We start from the raw sequence: 16,157 nt of genomic DNA on the forward strand, positions 1-16,157 counted from the left end.
CCACCACCCAATCCCCCCTCACATCCCCCCCGGATCCCTCTCAATCTCCTCCAGCGTCGCATCGAGCCATTCAACCAGCCGCGCCTCCAGCGCCTGCGTCAATTCCGCCGCAAGCTGCGCGGTCAGCGGCGCCAGCCGCGCGCGCAGCGTTGCCTCGGTATGCGCCTCCACGACCTGCGGCCACTCGGTGCGGAACCGCATCATCACGCGTGTCAGCAACTCGCTGCGCATCGCGCGCAAGTCGTCTTCACCGGGCGCATCGGACGCGTAGCGGCTGGCCACGGTGTCCTCCGGTTCGGTGACGGGCAAGGCGGTATCGCCGTCTTCCAGCTCATCGGCCAAAACCGGAATCGCCAGCGCGTCCGGCTCACCCGTGTCGCCTACGTGCGTGACCACGCCCGACTCGGCCATGCCAGCCGTATCGATGACGCCGTCGTCCGATGGCGCCGCAGCAGCATCCGGCAACTCCACCACCTCGGTCAGCAGCGGAATGCTGTCGTTGGGCCCGAGCCGCGGGATCACCCGCGAGGTCGTGCGTTCGCTCATGCTGAGTCTCCCCGTGGCTGGCTGAGATCGTGGTGCGTCAGCGCATAGCCGCGCTCACGGTAGAAGCGGTAGCGCTCGCGCCCGGCCTCGCGGTCTTCGGCGCCGGCGCCGACCACTTCTATCAGGCGCTCAAAGCTGGCGAACTGCCCCGGCGCCTGCGCATCCAGGTTGATCAGCAGCTGATGGTGCGGGACACCGTCCAGGCTGGCGGCCAAAACGATCGGCGTGACCGATGCGTTGGGACTGTCCACGCCGCAGTGAGGCAGGAAGTCCAGCGGCGAGAACGTCCACAGGCGCGCGTCGAGTTCCGCGAGCTGCGGCGGCTGGCCGTGCACCACGACCTTCTGGCCAGCGCTGTACGCCTTGCGGACCAGCCGGCAGACATAGCCGAGCTTGTCCGGCACGTTGCTGTGGAAATCGATGCGCGTCATGACTACCCTGCCCCTTGCGCCTGTCAGGCGGCGCGATCCATCAGGAACTGCGCCAGCAGCGGCACCGGGCGGCCGGTGGCACCCTTGGCCGCGCCGCTCTTCCAGGCCGTGCCGGCGATGTCCAGGTGGGCCCAGTCGTACTTTTCGGTGAAGCGCGCCAGGAAGCAGGCGGCGGTCACGCTGCCGGCCGGGCGGCCGCCGATATTGGCCATGTCGGCGAAGTTCGACTTGAGCTGGTCCTGGTACTCGTCGTCCAGCGGCATGCGCCAGGCGGTGTCCATGGACGTGCGGCCGGCCTGCAGGAGCTGGTCGGCGAGCGCGTCGCTGCGCGCGTAGAGGCCGCTGTTGATGTGGCCCAGCGCGATGATGCAGGCGCCCGTCAGCGTCGCGACATCGATCACCGCGGCCGGCTTGAAGCGCTCGACGTAGGTCAGCGCATCGCACAGGATCAGGCGGCCTTCGGCGTCGGTGTTCAGGATCTCGATGGTCTGGCCCGACATGCTGGTCACGACGTCGCCGGGCTTGGTGGCCACGCCGCTGGGCATGTTCTCGCAGGTCGGCACCACGGCGATCACGTTGAGCTTCAGGCCCATCTCGGCCACGGCCTGCAGCGTGCCCAGCACCGAGGCGGCGCCGCACATGTCGTACTTCATTTCATCCATGCCCTCGCCCGGCTTGAGCGAGATGCCGCCGGTATCGAAGGTGATGCCCTTGCCCACCAGCACGACCGGCGCCTGCTTGGCACCGGCGCCGTCATAGCGCAGCACGATGAACTGCGGCGGCTCGTCGCTGCCCCGGGTCACGGACAGGAACGAGCCCATGTTGAGCGCTTCGATCTGCTTGCGGCCGAGCACTTCCACCTTGAGCTTGTGGCGCTTGGCAATGGCGCGCGCCGTGTTGGCCAGGTAGGTCGGGGTACAGATATTGGACGGCAGGTTGCCCAGGTCGCGGGTCAGTTCCATGCCGTTGGCAATGGCCGTGCCACGCACCACGGCCTGGGTCGCGGCCTTGGCATGGTTGGCGTCCACGGCCAGCACTACCTTGCGCAGCGTCGGCTTGTCGGCCGTGCCCGGCTTGCCGTTGGCGCGCTTCAGGCCCGGGTGGCGCTCCAGCAGGCGGTAGCCCGCGTCGCGCACCAGCGTGATGGTGGTAATGACCGCCCAGCCGATGTCGCGCTGCTGCGGCGGCTGCTGCGACAGGCACCACAGCGCCGAGGTAGCACGCGTGGCCGACAAGGCACGCACGGCCGTGCGCACGGCTTCGGCAAAGGCCTTGTCGTTGAAATCCGCCTCTTTGCCCAGGCCGACCAGCAGCACGCGGGCGGCGCCCACGCCGGCCACTTCGTGCAGCGTGAGCTGCGTGCCGCGCTTGCCTTCGAAGTCGCCCTGCTTCAGCAACCGTGCGACCAAGCCCTTGGTGGCCACGTCGAGGGCCTTGGCCACGCCCGCCAGGTTCTGGCCTTCGAACACGCCGACCACCAGGCAGTCGGTCTTTGTCGCCAGGAAACCATTTTGGCCGGCTTTACTCCAATCCAGGGCTTTTGTGCTAAATTCCATCGCGCTTCCTTCCAGGGGCTTGTAGACACGAAAGCCTCCATTATCCGCGATTTTTATCCGCGACCTGCCGCTGCCGATCCGCCCCGCCGCCAGCCCGCTGTCCTGCGAGGCACTTCACGCACGGCTCATCGCCCGCGCCGGCCGGCAGTCCGGAACCGACACCGCATGATCTTTCAACAAGCCCTGCGACGCGAGCTCGCCTACACCGCCGGCGCGGTGTTCCTGGTGATGCTGACCTTCATGCTCACGTCGCTCGTGATCCGTATCCTGGGCCTGGCCGCCAATGGCAAGGCCAGCCCTAACGATGTGCTGATCCTGATCGGCCTGGCCACCATCGGCTACCTGTCCATCCTGCTCTCGGCCACGCTGTTCATCTCGACGCTGATCGTGCTGACGCGCTGGTACAAGGACTCCGAGATGGTGGTCTGGTTCTCGGCCGGCATCTCGCTGCGCGACCTGGTCAAGCCGGTGCTGCAGTTCGCCGCGCCGTTCATCGTGCTGGCGCTGCTGCTGGGCATGTTCGCGTGGCCGTGGGCCAACCAGCAGAGCGCGCTGTTCCGCGACCGCTTCGAGCAGCGCGGCGTGCTGTCGATGATTGCCGCCGGGCGTTTCATCGAGCCATCCAACGGCAACTACGTGCTGTTCATCGAAGGCATCGATGCCGACATGAAATACGCCCGCAACGTCTTCGTCGCCAATGCCGAGGCCAACAAGATCGGCGTCGCGCTGGCCCACCAGGGCACCTTCGAGACCATGCCCAACGGCGACCGCCTGGTGGTGATGGAGAACGGCCGCCGCTACGCGGGCACGCCGGGCCAGATCGACTATCGCATCGTCGAGTTCGAGCGCTATGCGGTCAAGGTGGACAACAAGCCACCTGAAAGCCAGAACGAGCAGCCGCCCAAGAGCCGCAACACCATCGACCTGCTGCGCAACCCCACGCGCGAGAACCTCGGCGAGCTGCTCTGGCGCATTTCGCTGCCGATTCTCGCCTTCAACTTCGTCATGATCGCGATCCCGCTGGCATACGTGAACCCGCGGCTCGGGCGCTACACGCCGCTGGTATTCGCGGTGCTGATCTACCTGACCTACAGCAACATGATCAACCTCGCCCAGTCCTGGGTGCGCTCCGGCTCGGTCCCGTTCTGGCTGGGGTGGTGGCCGATCCACCTGGTGGTGTTCCTGGCCGCGCTGCTGATGTTCCGCTACCGCCAGAACCGCAGCCTGGGAGGCTGGCGCGCCGTGTTCGGGCGTCGGCCCGCACCCGCCAAGGGGGGTACGGCATGAGGCTGCTGCGCGTCTATGAGCGCTACTTTGCGCGCCAGGTTTATGGGGTGTTCATCTTCATCCTGTTCGCGGTGCTGTCGTTGTTCGTGTTCTTCGACTTGCTCAACGAACTGGAGAGCGTCAACGGCAAGTACACCTCGCTGATCGCGTTCCTGCATGTCCTGCTGCAGGCCCCCACGCGGATCTACGAGGTGTTGCCGATCGCAGTGCTGATCAGCGCGATCTATGTCTTCTCGCAGCTCGCCAGCCAGTCCGAGTACACCATCTTCCGCGTGGCGGGGCTCAATACGCGCCAGGCGCTGTTCTCGCTGTTCAAGCTGGCGGTGCCGCTGGCCATCATCACGTTCATCTTCGGCGAGTTCATCGGGCCGCGCGCGGAGCAGTTCGCGCAGAAGATCAAGCTGGAAGCCATTGGCGCCACGGTATCGTCGGACTTCCGCTCCGGCGTGTGGGTCAAGGACCGCGACAAGGACGCGACCGGCAGCGAGGTTACGCGCTTCGTCAATGTGGCCGGGTTGCGGCCGGACCAGACCATCACGGGCATCACGGTCTACGAGTTCGACGACCGTTACCGCCTGCGCGTCATCCGCGTGGTCAAGGAAGGCCGGTACCAGGGTGCCCAGTCGTGGCAGCTCAACGATGTCAACGAAACCCGCTTTTCCGAACTGAACCAGCAGCCGTCCACCACCCGGCGCGACGGCCTGGCGCCCGAGTTCCGCGCGGAACAGGTGCGCTTCCCGAGCGTCACCATGCACTCTGAACTCACGCCCCAGATCCTGTCCGTGCTGCTGGTCACGCCCGAGCGCATGTCCACGCTGGACCTGTTCCGCTATATCCGGCACCTGCGTGACAACAAGCAGGACACGCAGCGCTACGAGATCGCGTTCTGGAAGAAGGTGGTCTACCCGCTGACGCTGTTCGTCATGATGGCGCTTGCCCTGCCCTTCGCGTACCTGCACGCGCGTGCCGGCGCGGTCGGCGTCAAGGTGTTCGGCGGGATCATGCTGGGGCTGTCCTTCCACCTGTCGAATACGCTGTTCTCGCACGTGGGGCTGCTGCATACGTGGCCGCCGATCGTGTCGGCGCTCGTGCCAGGCACGCTGTACCTGCTGCTGGCGCTGACGGCGTTGCGCTGGGTCGATCGTCACTGACGCAAGGCCACGCCATGCAACCGACCGAAACCACGCCCAGTCGCCAGGCCCTTGTCCTGTTCGCGCATGGCGCGCGCGATGTGCGCTGGCGTGAACCATTCGACCGGCTGGCGCAGAAGCTCTGCGCCGTGCTGCCGGATATGCCGGTGCGCCTTGCCTTCCTGGAACTGATGTCGCCGCAGTTGCCGGAGGCCCTCGGTGAACTGGCCGCCGCAGGCGTCGCCGAGATCACCGTAGTACCTGTGTTCTTTGGCCAGGGCGGCCACCTGCGGCGCGACCTGCCGGCGCTGGTCGATGCCTGCCGGCAGCAGTACCCTGCCCTGTCGATTCGCTGCGCCGCGGCCGTGGGCGAAGCCGACAGCGTGCTTGATGCGATCGCCTCGTACTGCGTGGCGTCGCTCGCCCCGGCCGCGACTGGCGGCGCCTGAAAGAAAAAACCGGGCAGATGCCCGGTCATTCTTTCGTCTGCAACGCTGCCTCAGGCCGCTTTTACGGCAACAGGCTCCGTCACATCGAGCACTGGCTCCGTCGCCCGGGCCGCCAGCGCCGCGCCGATCATCAGCAAGCTCGGCTGTGCCGGGTCGATCCAGCCGGCTGCCTCGCCGGCCGCCATCTGCTGCAGCGTGAAGGCATGGCTGCGCTGGCGCGGCGTGCTCACGGCCTCCACTACCCAGGCCGGTGTCGAAGGAGCCTTGCCGTGCGCGATCAGTTGCGCCGCGATGGCCGCAGCCTGGTCGCGTCCCATGTAGTAGACCAGCGTATCGGCGCGCACATCGGCCTCGATGTCGGCCGCCGCGGCCGGCACTTCGGTGCCGTCCGCCGCCTTGGCCTGCGTGGCAAAGGCAACGCTGCGCGACACGCCGCGCTTGGTGAGCGGCTTGGCGATGGCCGATGCGGCCGCGAGCGCGGCGGTAATGCCGGGCACCACCTCGTACGCGATGCCCGCGGATTCCAGCGCCTGAAGCTCCTCGTCGGCGCGGCCGAACAGCATGGGGTCGCCGCCCTTCAGGCGCACCACGCGTTCGAACTTGGTAGCCATGTCGACGATCTGGCGGTTGATGAACAATTGCGCCGTCGAACGCTTGCCACAACGCTTGCCCACTTCCACCAGCTTCGCCTGCGGACACCAGGCCAGCATCTCCGGCGATACCAGTGCGTCATGCAGCACGACCTGGGCTTCGCCCAACAACCGTGCACCACGCACCGTAATGAGGTCCGCCGCCCCGGGACCCGCCCCGATCAGGTAGACCTTGCCGGTCGCTTTGCCTGTCTTGCTCATCATCTGCCCCTTGCGCTTGCGCTTGACTGCGTGTCGTAACGCTCAGGAGTACGCACGGATCATGCCCGCGGCCACCGTATGATTGGTCGCCTCGTCGATCAGCACGAATGCGCCGGTCGCCGGGTTGTCACCGTAGGTGTCGCAAACAATCGGCTTCTGCAGCGAGAGTTGCACCGAGCCGATATCGTTCAGGCGGATCTCGTGACGGCCCGTCTCGTGCGACAGCGTGTGCACGTCGAGCACGCGATCCACCGCCGATATGCGTGCGAACACGCTGGCCGTGGTGTGCTTGAGCACGTACTTGCGCGACGGGTTCAGCGATTCGTCGTCGAACCAGCACAGGTCGGCCTGCAGCTTCTTGGCCGAGGCGGCCGTCGCGTCGGCGGCAACGAACATGTCACCGCGTGATACATCGACGTCCTCGGCCAGGCGCACCGTTACGGTATCGCCCGCGCTGGCGGAGTCGGCGGCGCCGTTCGGCGTCAGCACCTCGGCCACCACGGCTTCGCGGTTGGCCGGCAGCACGCGCAGCTTCTGGCCGACGCGCACGGTGCCTGCCTCGACACGGCCGGCATAGCCGCGAAAATCGTCCGACTGCGAGCCGTCCTGGCGGATCACCAGTTGCACCGGGAAGCGCAGCGCGGCGTCGCCTTCGGGCGCGGCTTCTTCCACTGGCAGCTCTTCGAGCAGCGGCAGCAGGGACTCGCCCTGATACCACGGCATGGCGTCGCTGGCATGCACGATATTGTCGCCGCGCAGCGCCGACACCGGCACGTAGCGCACGTCCTTCAGGCCGAGCTGTTCAGCCAGTTCGGCATAGGCCGCGCGGATTTCGTTGAAGCGTTCTTCGCTGTAGTCGACCAGGTCCATCTTGTTGACGGCCACGATCACGTGCTGCAGCTCCAGCAGCTTCAGGATGGCCGAATGGCGCTTGGTCTGCGCGAGCAGCTCGGCGCGGCCGTCCTTGACCGTCACGCGGGTGGCGTCCACCAGCACGATGGCCGCGTGCGCGGTCGAGGCGCCCGTGACCATGTTGCGCGTGTACTGCTCGTGGCCCGGCGTATCGGCGATGATGAACTTGCGGCGCGCCGTGGAGAAATAGCGGTACGCCACGTCGATGGTGATGCCCTGCTCGCGCTCGGCTTCGAGGCCGTCAGTCAGCAGCGAGAAATCGATTTCTTCGCCCGCGGTGCGCTTGTTCTTGGCGTTGGCGAGCGCAGTGAGCTGGTCGGACAGCACGGCCTTGCTGTCGAACAGCAGGCGGCCGATCAGCGTGCTCTTGCCGTCGTCGACGGAGCCGGCGGTAATGAAGCGCAGCAGGCCCTGGTGGGTAGATTGGTGAGTCATGTCTGAATCCTTGGCTGCGTCGGCTTAGAAATAGCCTTCCTTCTTGCGGCGTTCCATCGACGCCTCGCTGGTCTGGTCGTCCATGCGCGTGGCGCCGCGCTCGGTGATCTCGGTCACGGCCGTCTCGGCGATGATCGATTCCGGCGAATCCGCCGTGCTGGCCACCGGGCAGGTGCAGCTGATGTCGCCCACGGTGCGGAAGCGGACCGACAGCACCTCGCTGACGTCGCCGTCCTGCTTCGGCGTGATCGGCGTCACCGGCACCAGCAGGCCGTTCTTGCGCACCACTTCGCGCTGGTGCGCGTAATAGATCGGCGGCAGCGCCAGCTTTTCGCGGGCGATGTACTGCCACACGTCCAGCTCGGTCCAGTTCGAGATCGGGAACACGCGCATCTGCTCGCCCTGCGCCATGCGGGCGTTGTAGAGGCTCCACAGCTCGGGGCGCTGGGCCTTGGGGTCCCACTGGCCGAACTCGTCGCGGAACGAGAAGATGCGCTCCTTGGCGCGGGCCTTCTCTTCGTCGCGGCGGGCACCGCCCATCAGCGCGTCGAACTGGTGCTCGGCGATGGTTTCCAGCAGCGTCACAGCCTGCGCGGCGTTGCGCGAGTCAGTGTCCTTGCGCAGGCGCACGGTGCCGCGCTTGATGGAATCTTCCACGTGCCCCACCACCAGGCGCGCGCCGAGCTCGGCCACGCGCTGGTCGCGGAACGTGATCACTTCCGGGTAGTTGTGGCCGGTGTCGATGTGCACCAGCGGGAACGGCAGGTCGATCTTGCGGTCACCGAGGCGGAAGGCCTTCAGCGCCAGGTGCAGCATGACGATCGAATCCTTGCCGCCCGAGAACAGCAGCGCCGGGTTGCGGCACTCTGCCACGACCTCGCGGATGATGTAGATCGACTCGGCCTCCAGGCGGTCGAGGTGGTCGTTCTGTACCTGCAGCAGGTGCGCCACGTTGCTGGCGGCGCTTGCGATGTCGTTCATGATGCCCATGTCGTTCGGCCTCGAATGCTTCAATGCGTCAATGCTTGATGTTCTGTTCGTGGAGCCCGCACTCTTTCGAGTCCTTGCTCTCCCACCACCAGCGCCCGGCACGCACGTCCTCACCGGCGCGCACCGCGCGGGTACAGGGTTCGCAGCCAATGCTGGGGTAGCCCTTGGCATGCAGCGCGTTGACCGGCACGTTGTGGCGCTTCAGGTAAGCCCATACCTCGGCCTCGGTCCAGTCCGCGAGCGGATTGAACTTCGGGATGCCGCGGGCTTCGTCCAGTTCCTCGAACGGCAGCTCGGCGCGCGTGACGGCCTGTTCGCGGCGCTGGCCGGTCATCCAGGCATCGGCGTGCGACAGCGCGCGGTTGAGCGGCTCCACCTTGCGGATGCCGCAGCATTCCTTGCGCAGGTCGACGCTGTCATAGAACGCGTTCAATCCGTGCTTCTTCAGGTAGTTCTCGACGGCCTCGGTGTCCGGCGTGAACTGCTCGACGGTGTAGCCGTAGTGCGCCTTGACCTGATCGAGGACAGCCAGGGTCTCGGCGTGCAGGCGCCCGGTGTTCAGCGTGAACACGCGGATGCCGGCGCGTACGGCCTCCGTGCCGCGCAGGATCGCATCGGTCAGCACCATGTCCTCGGCGGCGAGGCTGGTGGCGAAGCGCGCGCGGAAGAAGCGCCCGGCAATGCCCGCCAGGCGGGTCGCCAGCTCGCGCTCCTTCTCTTCCAGCGCCGCCAGGCTGCCCGTGTACTCGGGCATGGTCCACAGCGCGGGACGCAGCGCCGACGCCGGCGCGCCGGCATCCACCACCGCGATGTCGCTCAATGCACTGCTCATGCCGATTCCCTTGCGCCAAACTCGGCGCGCGCGCGCCGGAACAGCGGCAGCGGCTCGTCGACCGAAGCCTGGTACGTCACGGTGAACTCGGTGAAGCCCTTGATCGCGTCGTCGATGTTCTTGTCGGCACGCACCGCGAAGGTGTCGAAGCCGCAGCGCTTCATGAAGTTGAGCTGATCGCGCAGCACGTCGCCGATCGCGCGCAGCTGGCCCTTCCACTGGTAGCGGGTGCGCAGCAGGTAGGCCGTGGAAAAGCCGCGGCCATCGCGGAACACCGGGAAATCGACCGCGACCACGGCCACGCCGTCGAACAGCGCCTGGGCATCGCCCGGCTCGTCTTCGGGAGCAAGCCACACGCCGGTGCGCTCGCGCGCGCGGCCGGCCAGCAGGCCTTCATGCGACTTCCACACCGAGAGCGGGAACAGGACGGCATCCTGGCTCTGCACGGCGGCGGTGATCTGCTCGTCGGTCAGCGGCTGGCCCTCGGCGCCGCGCAGCACGGTCCAGCTGTCTTCGACGATGACCGGGGTGACCGCGTCGGCGGTACGTTGCAGTTGAATGATCTTTGCCATGTGTCTTTCTCCGGTCCTCAGGCTTCGGCGCGCTCGCGCGGTTGCTTGTCGGCGTACACGCGTTCCTTGAACGGGGTGATGCCGATCCGGTTCACGGTTTCGATGAAGCGCTCGTCTTCGATGCGGTTGGCCACGAAGGTCTCGATGATGCGCGAGATCACGTCCGGCATTTCCTCGGCGCTGAACGACGGGCCGATGACCTTGCCCAGCGCCGTGCTGTTGCCCTGGGCGCCGCCCAGCGTGACCTGGTACCACTCGGAACCATCCTTGTCGACGCCGAGGATGCCGATATTGCCGACATGGTGGTGGCCGCAGGCGTTGATGCAGCCCGAGATGTTCAGCGACACTTCGCCCAGGTCATGGACGAAGTCCAGGTTGTCGAAACGCTCCTGGATGGCCAGCGCGATCGGGATCGATTTGGCGTTGGCCAGCGAGCAGAAGTCGCCGCCAGGGCAGGCGATGATGTCGGTCAGCAGGCCGATGTTGGCAGTGGCCAGGCCAGCCTTCTTCGCCAGTTGCCACAGCTCGTACAGGTCGTGCTTCTTCACGTCCGGCAGCACCAGGTTCTGCTCGTGCGCGACGCGCAGCTCGCCGAAGCCGAAGCGGTCGGCCAGGTCGGCCACGGCTTCCATCTGCTCGGCGGTAGCGTCGCCCGGAGGCGAGACCGGACCCGGCTTGGTCGACAGCGTCACGGCGGCGTAGCCCGGTACCTTGTGGCCATGCACGCTGCGGCTGACCCAGCGGGCGAAGGCCTTGTCTTCGAGCAGGTGCTTCTCGTACGAAGCGTCGGTGTCGGCCAGCTTTTCATAGGCCGGCGGCGCGAAGTACTGCGCAACGCGGTCGAACTCGTCCTGCGTCAGCGTGCCCGGGCCGTCCTTGCTGTACTGCCATTCCTCTTCGACTTCCTGCGCGAACTTCTCGGCGCCGATGGCCTTGACCAGGATCTTGATGCGCGCCTTGTACTTGTTGTCGCGGCGGCCATAGCGGTTGTACACGCGGATGGCGGACTCGACGTAGGTCAGCATGTGCTGCCACGGCAGGTCGTCCTTGATGACCGTGCCGAGGATCGGGGTACGGCCCAGGCCGCCGCCGGCCAGCACGCGGATGCGGGTCTCGCCGGCGTCGTTCTTGTAGACGTAGATGCCGATGTCATGCATCTGCACCACGGCGCGGTCGTCCTTCGAGGCCGAGATCGCGATCTTGAACTTGCGCGGCAGGAACGCGAATTCCGGCTGGAACGTGCTCCACTGGCGCAACAACTCGGCCAGCACGCGCGGGTCCACCGACTCGTCCGGCGCCACGCCGGCGAAGTGGTCGGTGGTGATATTGCGCACGCAGTTGCCCGAGGTCTGGATGCCGTGCATCTCGACGCTGGCGAGCTCGGCCAGCACGTCGGGCACGCGCTCGAGTTCCATCCAGTTGTACTGGATGTTCTGGCGCGTGGAGAAGTGGCCGTAGCCGCGGTCGTACTCGCGCGCGATGTGGGCCAGCTTGCGCAGCTGCTTGGAGGCCAGCAGGCCGTACGGAATCGCCACGCGCAGCATGTAGGCATGGCGCTGCATGTACAGGCCGTTCTGCAGGCGCAGCGGCAGGAATTCTTCCTCGGTCAGCTCGTCCGACAGGCGGCGGCGCACCTGGTCACGGAACTGGGCGACGCGCTCGTTGACGATGCGCTGGTCATATTGGTCGTACTGATACATGGCGGGGTCCGTTCAGTATTCGTGGGATTCAGGAGACGAGCTTGATGGCGACCAGGGTCAGCGTGGTGGCCAGGGCCGCGCGCACCAGGCGCTCGGGCAGCGCGCGGGAAAGCTGAGCACCCAGCCAGATGCCGGGGATCGAGCCCACCAGCAGCGCCAGCAGCAGATTCCAGTCGACGGTGCCGAGCCACACATGGCCCAGCCCGGCCAGCGCCGTCAGCGGGACGGCGTAGGCGATATCGGTGCCGGCCACTTCGGCCGGCTTCATTTGCGGATACAGCAGCAGGATCAGCGTGGCGCCAACCGCGCCGGCACCGATAGAGGAAACGGTCACCAGCACGCCCAGCACAGCGCCCACCACGACCGTGGCAATGGCCTGCGAGCGGCCTGCGAGCTGAAAGCGCGGATTGCGTTCGAGCCAGACCAGCATCTGCTTGCGGAACAGCAGCGACAGCACGGTCAGCAGCACCGACACGCCGATCGTCACGCGAATCGCGTGCAGCCACTGTCCATTGAGTTCACCGGCGCTCTTCAGGACCAGGATGGCGGCCGCCGCGGCCGGCAGGCTGCCGAGGCACAGGCGACGCACGACCTGCCACTGCACATGCCCGTGCGCACGGTGCGCAAGCGTGCCGAAGCCCTTGGTGATCGACGCGAAAGCCAGGTCCGTACCGACCGCCGTGGCCGGCGAGAAGCCGAACAGCAGCGTCAGTAGCGGCGTCATGAGCGAGCCCCCGCCCACCCCGGTCAGACCGACGAGGACGCCTACGAGCAGACCGGAAACGGTATAGGCAAGGGACATGGAGGGGCTCGGCTGGGCCTTTCCGTCTTGCCGGCGCCACTTTCAGGGTGGCGGCTGCGGGCGCAATGCGGGCTGGCCGTTCATTAACAAAGTTCGAGAATCGTAATAAACTGGCCTCATACCTCAAACTAATAAGAAGTTGTTTGTTTATACGACTGAAGTTATATGAACCTGCACCAGTTTCGTTTTGTGCGTGAAGCGGTACGCCAGAACTACAATCTGACGGAAGCTGCAAAAGCGCTCTACACATCACAACCCGGTGTGTCCAAGGCCATTATTGAGCTGGAAGAAGAGCTGGGTGTCGATATCTTCACGCGCCATGGCAAGCGCATCCGCAGCCTGACCGAGCCGGGGCGCCGCATCCTGAACTCGGTGGAGAAGATTCTCCAGGAAGTGGAAAGCCTGAAGCGTGTCGGCATGGACTATGCCGCCCAGGACCAGGGCAACTTCACCATCGCAACGACGCACACCCAGGCGCGCTATGCGCTGCCGCGCGTCATCAGCGAGTTCACGAAGCGCTACCCGAAAGTGCGGCTGTCGATCCAGCAGGGCAACCCGGCACAGATTGCCGACATGCTGCTCCATGACCAGGCCGACATCGGTATTGCTACCGAAGGCATTTCCGACGAGAAGACCCTGGTCTCGCTACCCGGCTATCAATGGCAACATGTGGTGATCACGCCACCCGACCACCCGCTGCTGGAAAAGAAACACCTGGCGCTGGAGGACCTGAAGAACTACCCGCTCATCACCTACGACCCGAATTTCGCCGGACGGCCCAAGATCGACAAGGCGTTCGAGCTGCGCCACCTGCAGCCCGACATCATCCTGGAAGCGATCGATGCGGACGTGATCAAGACCTATGTGGAGATCGGGCTGGGCATCGGCATTGTCGCCGGCCTTGCGTATGATGCCGAGCGCGACCGCAACCTGCGGGGCATCCCGGCCGGGCACCTGTTCGGCACCAATGTCACACACCTGGCCGTCAAGCAGGGCGCCTACCTGCGCAGCTTCGTCTATACCTTCATCGAACTGTTCTCGCCAACGCTGAACCGCAAGCTGGTGGAGCAAGCCATGTCGGGCGAGCACGAAGCCTACGAACTTTGAGCCCCGTCGCCCCGCCCTTTCTTCTTATGCAGGACACTTTCATGCACGTTTTCCTGGCACGCCCGTGCCGCCCGCAGCCGGAGGCCCGCTCATGAGCGAACTCCCGCAGATCCACTGGACCGAGGACGGCGCCGAGCATAGCGCGCGCTGGCGCTCCGAAGCCGGCCTGCCGCCGCCGCGCCGCGTGGTGGTGGCCGATGACACTACCTCCGCCGACACCGCCTACCGCCTGGCCTGCGAAGGCACCGCGCTGTTGTGGCGCGGCGACTTCCAGAACGCGCGTCAGCTGCTGCAGGCCATGGCCCGCCGTACCGAGCGCAAGCCCAAGAAGAAGAGCCGGCCCGGGCACAAACCCGCCGCACCCGAGTCGATCACCGAGGCTTTCCACCAGCACAGGCTGGCGCAGTCCCAGCGCGCACGGACGCTGGGCATGCTGTTGCTGCCCTTCGACGCCGGCCACAAGGTGCCGCTGCGCCGCGCGCCGGACGTCACGCAGGCTTGCGAGCAGGTTTATGGCGAAGCCGGCGAGGCCTATGTGGCGTCGATGCGCGAGCTGCTCGGCATGATCGGCGCCTACGAATGGCGCCGCAAGGGCGTGGAGATTCCCGCGCTGGGCGCGCGCATCCACCCGTGGTACGGCGTCTTCTCGCCGGTGCGCGGCGAGTATGTGGACCTGGTCGCCAATGAGCCGCTGCCTTCGAAGACCCTTGCCTTCGACATCGGCACAGGCACCGGCGTGCTATCGGCCGTGCTGGCCAGGCGTGGCGTCCAGCGCGTCGTGGCCACGGACCAGGATGCGCGCGCACTGGCTTGCGCGCGCGAGAATCTCGAACAGCTTGGTGTGGCTGGCCAGGTAGAGATCCTGGAGGCCGACCTGTTCCCGCCGGGCCGCGCGCCGCTGGTCGTCTGCAACCCGCCCTGGGTCCCGGCACGACCGAGCTCGCCCGTGGAGCGCGCCGTCTACGATCCCGACAGCGCGATGCTGCGCGGCTTCCTCGACGGCCTGGCGGCGCACCTCGAGCCTGGCGGCGAGGGCTGGCTGTTGCTGTCCGACCTGGCCGAGCACCTCGGCCTGCGCTCGCGCGAGCAACTGCTCGGCTGGATCGAAGCGGCCGGCCTGCAGGTGCTGGGCCGCTCGGACATCCGCCCGCGCCACCCGCGTGCGGCGGACGCCGCGGACGCGCTGCATGCAGCGCGCTCGGCGGAAGTCACTTCGCTCTGGCGGCTGGGCGCACGGTAAGCACGCGCCACTGGACAATGCGGACGATCAGCCGCTCCGCTATGCTTGCTGCCTGACTGCTTCTCTCCCCACATCCGCGGGAGAGAAGCAGCAGAGAAAAAAGAGAAAACACATCAAGAGGAGAACCATGTCCAACCTGCTGCGCCGCGCGCTCGCCGTCGCCTGCGCCTCCGCCACCGCACTGATTGCCAATGCCGCATTTGCCGACATCCGTGTCGGCGTGGATGTCTCGACCACCGGGCCGGCGGCATCGATCGGCATTCCGTCGAAGAACACCGTCCTGATGTGGCCCCAGACGCTCGGCGGGCAGAAAGCCCACTACGTCCTGCTCGACGACGGCTCGGACCCCGCCGCCGCGGTGCGCAACGTGCGCAAGCTGATTTCCGAGGAAAAGGTCGATGTCATCGTCGGCCCCAACATCACGCCCAACGCGATTGCCGCGCTGGATGCCATCGCCGAGAACGGAACGCCCATGGTGGCGCTGGCGGCCTCCGCCGCGATCATCGAGCCGCAGACCGATGCGCGCCGGCGCTGGGCCTTCAAGATGCCGCAGAACGACTCGCACATGGCCACGGTGCTGACCGAGTACATGGGCAACCATGGCGTGAAGACGGTCGGCTTCATCGGTTTCTCCGACACCTACGGCGAAAGCTGGTGGCGCGAGTTCTCGCGCCTGGCGGAAGTGCGCAAGCTGAAGGTCGTCGGCAATGAACGCTTTGGCCGCAACGACACCTCGGTGACCGGGCAGGTGCTCAAGCTGATGTCGGCCAACCCGGACGCCATCCTCATCGCCGGCTCGGGCACGCCCGCGGTGCTGCCGCAGAAGACGCTGGTCGAGCGCGGCTACAAGGGCAAGATCTACCAGACCCATGGCATCGCCACGTGGGACTTCCTGCGTGTGGGTGGCAAGGACGTGGAAGGCACGCTGTTCCCGACCGGTCCCGTCGTGGTGGCACGCCAGTTGCCGGCCAGCCATCCCGTGCGCAAGGTGGCGCTCGATTTCGTCACGCGCTATGAAGCGAAGTACGGCGCCGACAGCGTGACCCAGTTCGCCGGCGACGCGTGGGGCGCGTGGCAATTGCTGGACGATGCCTCGCGGCGCGCGCTGAAGACCGGCGCCCAGCCTGGCACACGCGAATTCCGCAACGCCTTGCGCAACGCCATTGAAGCCACCACCAACCTCACCGTTCCCAACGGCGTGCTGAACCTGAACGCGAAGGACCACCAGGGCTTCGACCAGCGCTCGCGCGTGATGGGAACCGTCCGCAACGGCAAGTTCGCCTACGCGGGCGACGAGTAGCACCTGTAGCCATTGCG

16 protein-coding genes are annotated in these 16,157 nt (G+C 66.4%); 6 read left to right on the plus strand and 10 right to left on the minus strand.

Translation table 11 applies throughout. From position 1 onward, the window contains the following. Positions 1-18 precede the first annotated feature (18 nt). Genes CupriaWKF_RS13300 through CupriaWKF_RS13310 form a run of 3 tightly spaced genes read right to left on the minus strand, consistent with a single transcriptional unit; the run spans position 19 to position 2,533 of the window. The gene (locus CupriaWKF_RS13300; protein WP_276098324.1) at positions 19-546 is read right to left on the minus strand and encodes a hypothetical protein; all 528 of its coding nucleotides are present in this window, start codon (positions 544-546) and stop codon (positions 19-21) included. After that, positions 543-977: a DNA polymerase III subunit chi gene (locus tag CupriaWKF_RS13305; RefSeq protein WP_276098325.1), complete on the minus strand. Its 435-nt coding sequence runs from the start codon at positions 975-977 to the stop codon at positions 543-545. The genes CupriaWKF_RS13300 and CupriaWKF_RS13305 overlap by 4 nt, the downstream gene beginning before the upstream one ends. 23 nt (positions 978-1,000) lie before the next feature. Continuing rightward, on the minus strand, positions 1,001-2,533 hold the full coding sequence (locus CupriaWKF_RS13310) for a leucyl aminopeptidase (RefSeq protein WP_276098326.1): 1,533 nt from the start codon (positions 2,531-2,533) through the stop codon (positions 1,001-1,003). A gap of 165 nt (positions 2,534-2,698) precedes the next feature. Between CupriaWKF_RS13310 and lptF the strand changes: the two genes are divergently transcribed. Genes lptF through CupriaWKF_RS13325 form a run of 3 tightly spaced genes read left to right on the plus strand, consistent with a single transcriptional unit; the run spans position 2,699 to position 5,399 of the window. Beyond that, complete coding sequence (gene lptF / locus CupriaWKF_RS13315) at positions 2,699-3,820, plus strand: LPS export ABC transporter permease LptF (RefSeq protein ID WP_276098327.1); 1,122 nt, start codon at positions 2,699-2,701, stop codon at positions 3,818-3,820. After that, positions 3,817-4,971 (plus strand): LPS export ABC transporter permease LptG, encoded by a 1,155-nt coding sequence (gene lptG, locus CupriaWKF_RS13320; RefSeq protein WP_276098328.1) that lies wholly within the window; start codon positions 3,817-3,819, stop codon positions 4,969-4,971. Before lptF ends, lptG begins: the two co-directional genes overlap by 4 nt. Positions 4,972-4,985: 14 nt before the next feature. Further along, complete coding sequence (locus CupriaWKF_RS13325) at positions 4,986-5,399, plus strand: CbiX/SirB N-terminal domain-containing protein (protein WP_276098329.1); 414 nt, start codon at positions 4,986-4,988, stop codon at positions 5,397-5,399. A gap of 50 nt (positions 5,400-5,449) precedes the next feature. On the opposite strand, the gene cobA is transcribed toward CupriaWKF_RS13325, so the two are convergent. The 7 genes from cobA to CupriaWKF_RS13360 are packed head-to-tail and all read right to left on the minus strand — an operon-like array spanning position 5,450 to position 12,493. After that, complete coding sequence (cobA, locus tag CupriaWKF_RS13330) at positions 5,450-6,253, minus strand: uroporphyrinogen-III C-methyltransferase (protein ID WP_276098330.1); 804 nt, start codon at positions 6,251-6,253, stop codon at positions 5,450-5,452. Between the two features lie 39 nt (positions 6,254-6,292). Continuing rightward, entirely contained in the window at positions 6,293-7,597 is a 1,305-nt protein-coding gene (locus CupriaWKF_RS13335) for a GTP-binding protein (protein WP_276098331.1), read from the minus strand. A gap of 24 nt (positions 7,598-7,621) precedes the next feature. Next, positions 7,622-8,587: a sulfate adenylyltransferase subunit CysD gene (gene cysD, locus CupriaWKF_RS13340; RefSeq protein WP_276100805.1), complete on the minus strand. Its 966-nt coding sequence runs from the start codon at positions 8,585-8,587 to the stop codon at positions 7,622-7,624. A 28-nt stretch (positions 8,588-8,615) separates the two neighbouring features. After that, positions 8,616-9,419 carry a phosphoadenylyl-sulfate reductase gene (locus tag CupriaWKF_RS13345; protein WP_276098332.1) on the minus strand — a complete coding sequence of 268 codons (804 nt, stop codon included), beginning with the start codon at positions 9,417-9,419 and terminating at the stop codon, positions 8,616-8,618. Continuing rightward, positions 9,416-9,991 carry a DUF934 domain-containing protein gene (locus CupriaWKF_RS13350; protein WP_276098333.1) on the minus strand — a complete coding sequence of 192 codons (576 nt, stop codon included), beginning with the start codon at positions 9,989-9,991 and terminating at the stop codon, positions 9,416-9,418. The genes CupriaWKF_RS13345 and CupriaWKF_RS13350 overlap by 4 nt, the downstream gene beginning before the upstream one ends. A 17-nt stretch (positions 9,992-10,008) precedes the next feature. After that, positions 10,009-11,691 (minus strand): nitrite/sulfite reductase, encoded by a 1,683-nt coding sequence (locus CupriaWKF_RS13355; RefSeq protein ID WP_276098334.1) that lies wholly within the window; start codon positions 11,689-11,691, stop codon positions 10,009-10,011. A 28-nt stretch (positions 11,692-11,719) separates the two neighbouring features. Beyond that, on the minus strand, positions 11,720-12,493 hold the full coding sequence (locus tag CupriaWKF_RS13360) for a sulfite exporter TauE/SafE family protein (RefSeq protein ID WP_276098335.1): 774 nt from the start codon (positions 12,491-12,493) through the stop codon (positions 11,720-11,722). A 165-nt stretch (positions 12,494-12,658) separates the two neighbouring features. Here CupriaWKF_RS13360 and CupriaWKF_RS13365 point away from each other — a divergent pair, with 165 nt between their 5' ends. The 3 genes from CupriaWKF_RS13365 to CupriaWKF_RS13375 all read left to right on the plus strand — a co-directional run bounded on the left by CupriaWKF_RS13365 (position 12,659) and on the right by CupriaWKF_RS13375 (position 16,140). Beyond that, on the plus strand, positions 12,659-13,600 hold the full coding sequence (locus tag CupriaWKF_RS13365; RefSeq protein ID WP_276098336.1) for a CysB family HTH-type transcriptional regulator: 942 nt from the start codon (positions 12,659-12,661) through the stop codon (positions 13,598-13,600). Between the two features lie 91 nt (positions 13,601-13,691). After that, on the plus strand, positions 13,692-14,840 hold the full coding sequence (locus CupriaWKF_RS13370; RefSeq protein WP_276098337.1) for a class I SAM-dependent methyltransferase: 1,149 nt from the start codon (positions 13,692-13,694) through the stop codon (positions 14,838-14,840). A gap of 127 nt (positions 14,841-14,967) precedes the next feature. Next, a complete protein-coding gene (locus tag CupriaWKF_RS13375; RefSeq protein WP_276098338.1) occupies positions 14,968-16,140 on the plus strand; it encodes an ABC transporter substrate-binding protein in 1,173 nt (390 codons plus the stop codon). Positions 16,141-16,157 lie beyond the last annotated feature (17 nt).

Origin of the sequence: Cupriavidus sp. WKF15 (assembly GCF_029278605.1) — a bacterium.
GTDB lineage: Bacteria > Pseudomonadota > Gammaproteobacteria > Burkholderiales > Burkholderiaceae > Cupriavidus.

Coding starts and splice junctions, on each gene's coding strand:
- CupriaWKF_RS13370 (WP_276098337.1), top strand. CDS start 13,692: ATGAGCGAACTCCCGCAGATCCACTGGACCGAGGACGGCGCCGAGCAT.
- CupriaWKF_RS13375 (WP_276098338.1), top strand. CDS start 14,968: ATGTCCAACCTGCTGCGCCGCGCGCTCGCCGTCGCCTGCGCCTCCGCC.
- lptG (WP_276098328.1), top strand. CDS start 3,817: ATGAGGCTGCTGCGCGTCTATGAGCGCTACTTTGCGCGCCAGGTTTAT.
- CupriaWKF_RS13355 (WP_276098334.1), bottom strand. CDS start 11,691: ATGTATCAGTACGACCAATATGACCAGCGCATCGTCAACGAGCGCGTC.
- CupriaWKF_RS13360 (WP_276098335.1), bottom strand. CDS start 12,493: ATGTCCCTTGCCTATACCGTTTCCGGTCTGCTCGTAGGCGTCCTCGTC.
- CupriaWKF_RS13345 (WP_276098332.1), bottom strand. CDS start 9,419: ATGAGCAGTGCATTGAGCGACATCGCGGTGGTGGATGCCGGCGCGCCG.
- CupriaWKF_RS13300 (WP_276098324.1), bottom strand. CDS start 546: ATGAGCGAACGCACGACCTCGCGGGTGATCCCGCGGCTCGGGCCCAAC.
- cobA (WP_276098330.1), bottom strand. CDS start 6,253: ATGATGAGCAAGACAGGCAAAGCGACCGGCAAGGTCTACCTGATCGGG.
- CupriaWKF_RS13310 (WP_276098326.1), bottom strand. CDS start 2,533: ATGGAATTTAGCACAAAAGCCCTGGATTGGAGTAAAGCCGGCCAAAAT.
- lptF (WP_276098327.1), top strand. CDS start 2,699: ATGATCTTTCAACAAGCCCTGCGACGCGAGCTCGCCTACACCGCCGGC.
- CupriaWKF_RS13365 (WP_276098336.1), top strand. CDS start 12,659: ATGAACCTGCACCAGTTTCGTTTTGTGCGTGAAGCGGTACGCCAGAAC.
- CupriaWKF_RS13305 (WP_276098325.1), bottom strand. CDS start 977: ATGACGCGCATCGATTTCCACAGCAACGTGCCGGACAAGCTCGGCTAT.
- CupriaWKF_RS13325 (WP_276098329.1), top strand. CDS start 4,986: ATGCAACCGACCGAAACCACGCCCAGTCGCCAGGCCCTTGTCCTGTTC.
- CupriaWKF_RS13335 (WP_276098331.1), bottom strand. CDS start 7,597: ATGACTCACCAATCTACCCACCAGGGCCTGCTGCGCTTCATTACCGCC.
- CupriaWKF_RS13350 (WP_276098333.1), bottom strand. CDS start 9,991: ATGGCAAAGATCATTCAACTGCAACGTACCGCCGACGCGGTCACCCCG.
- cysD (WP_276100805.1), bottom strand. CDS start 8,587: ATGGGCATCATGAACGACATCGCAAGCGCCGCCAGCAACGTGGCGCAC.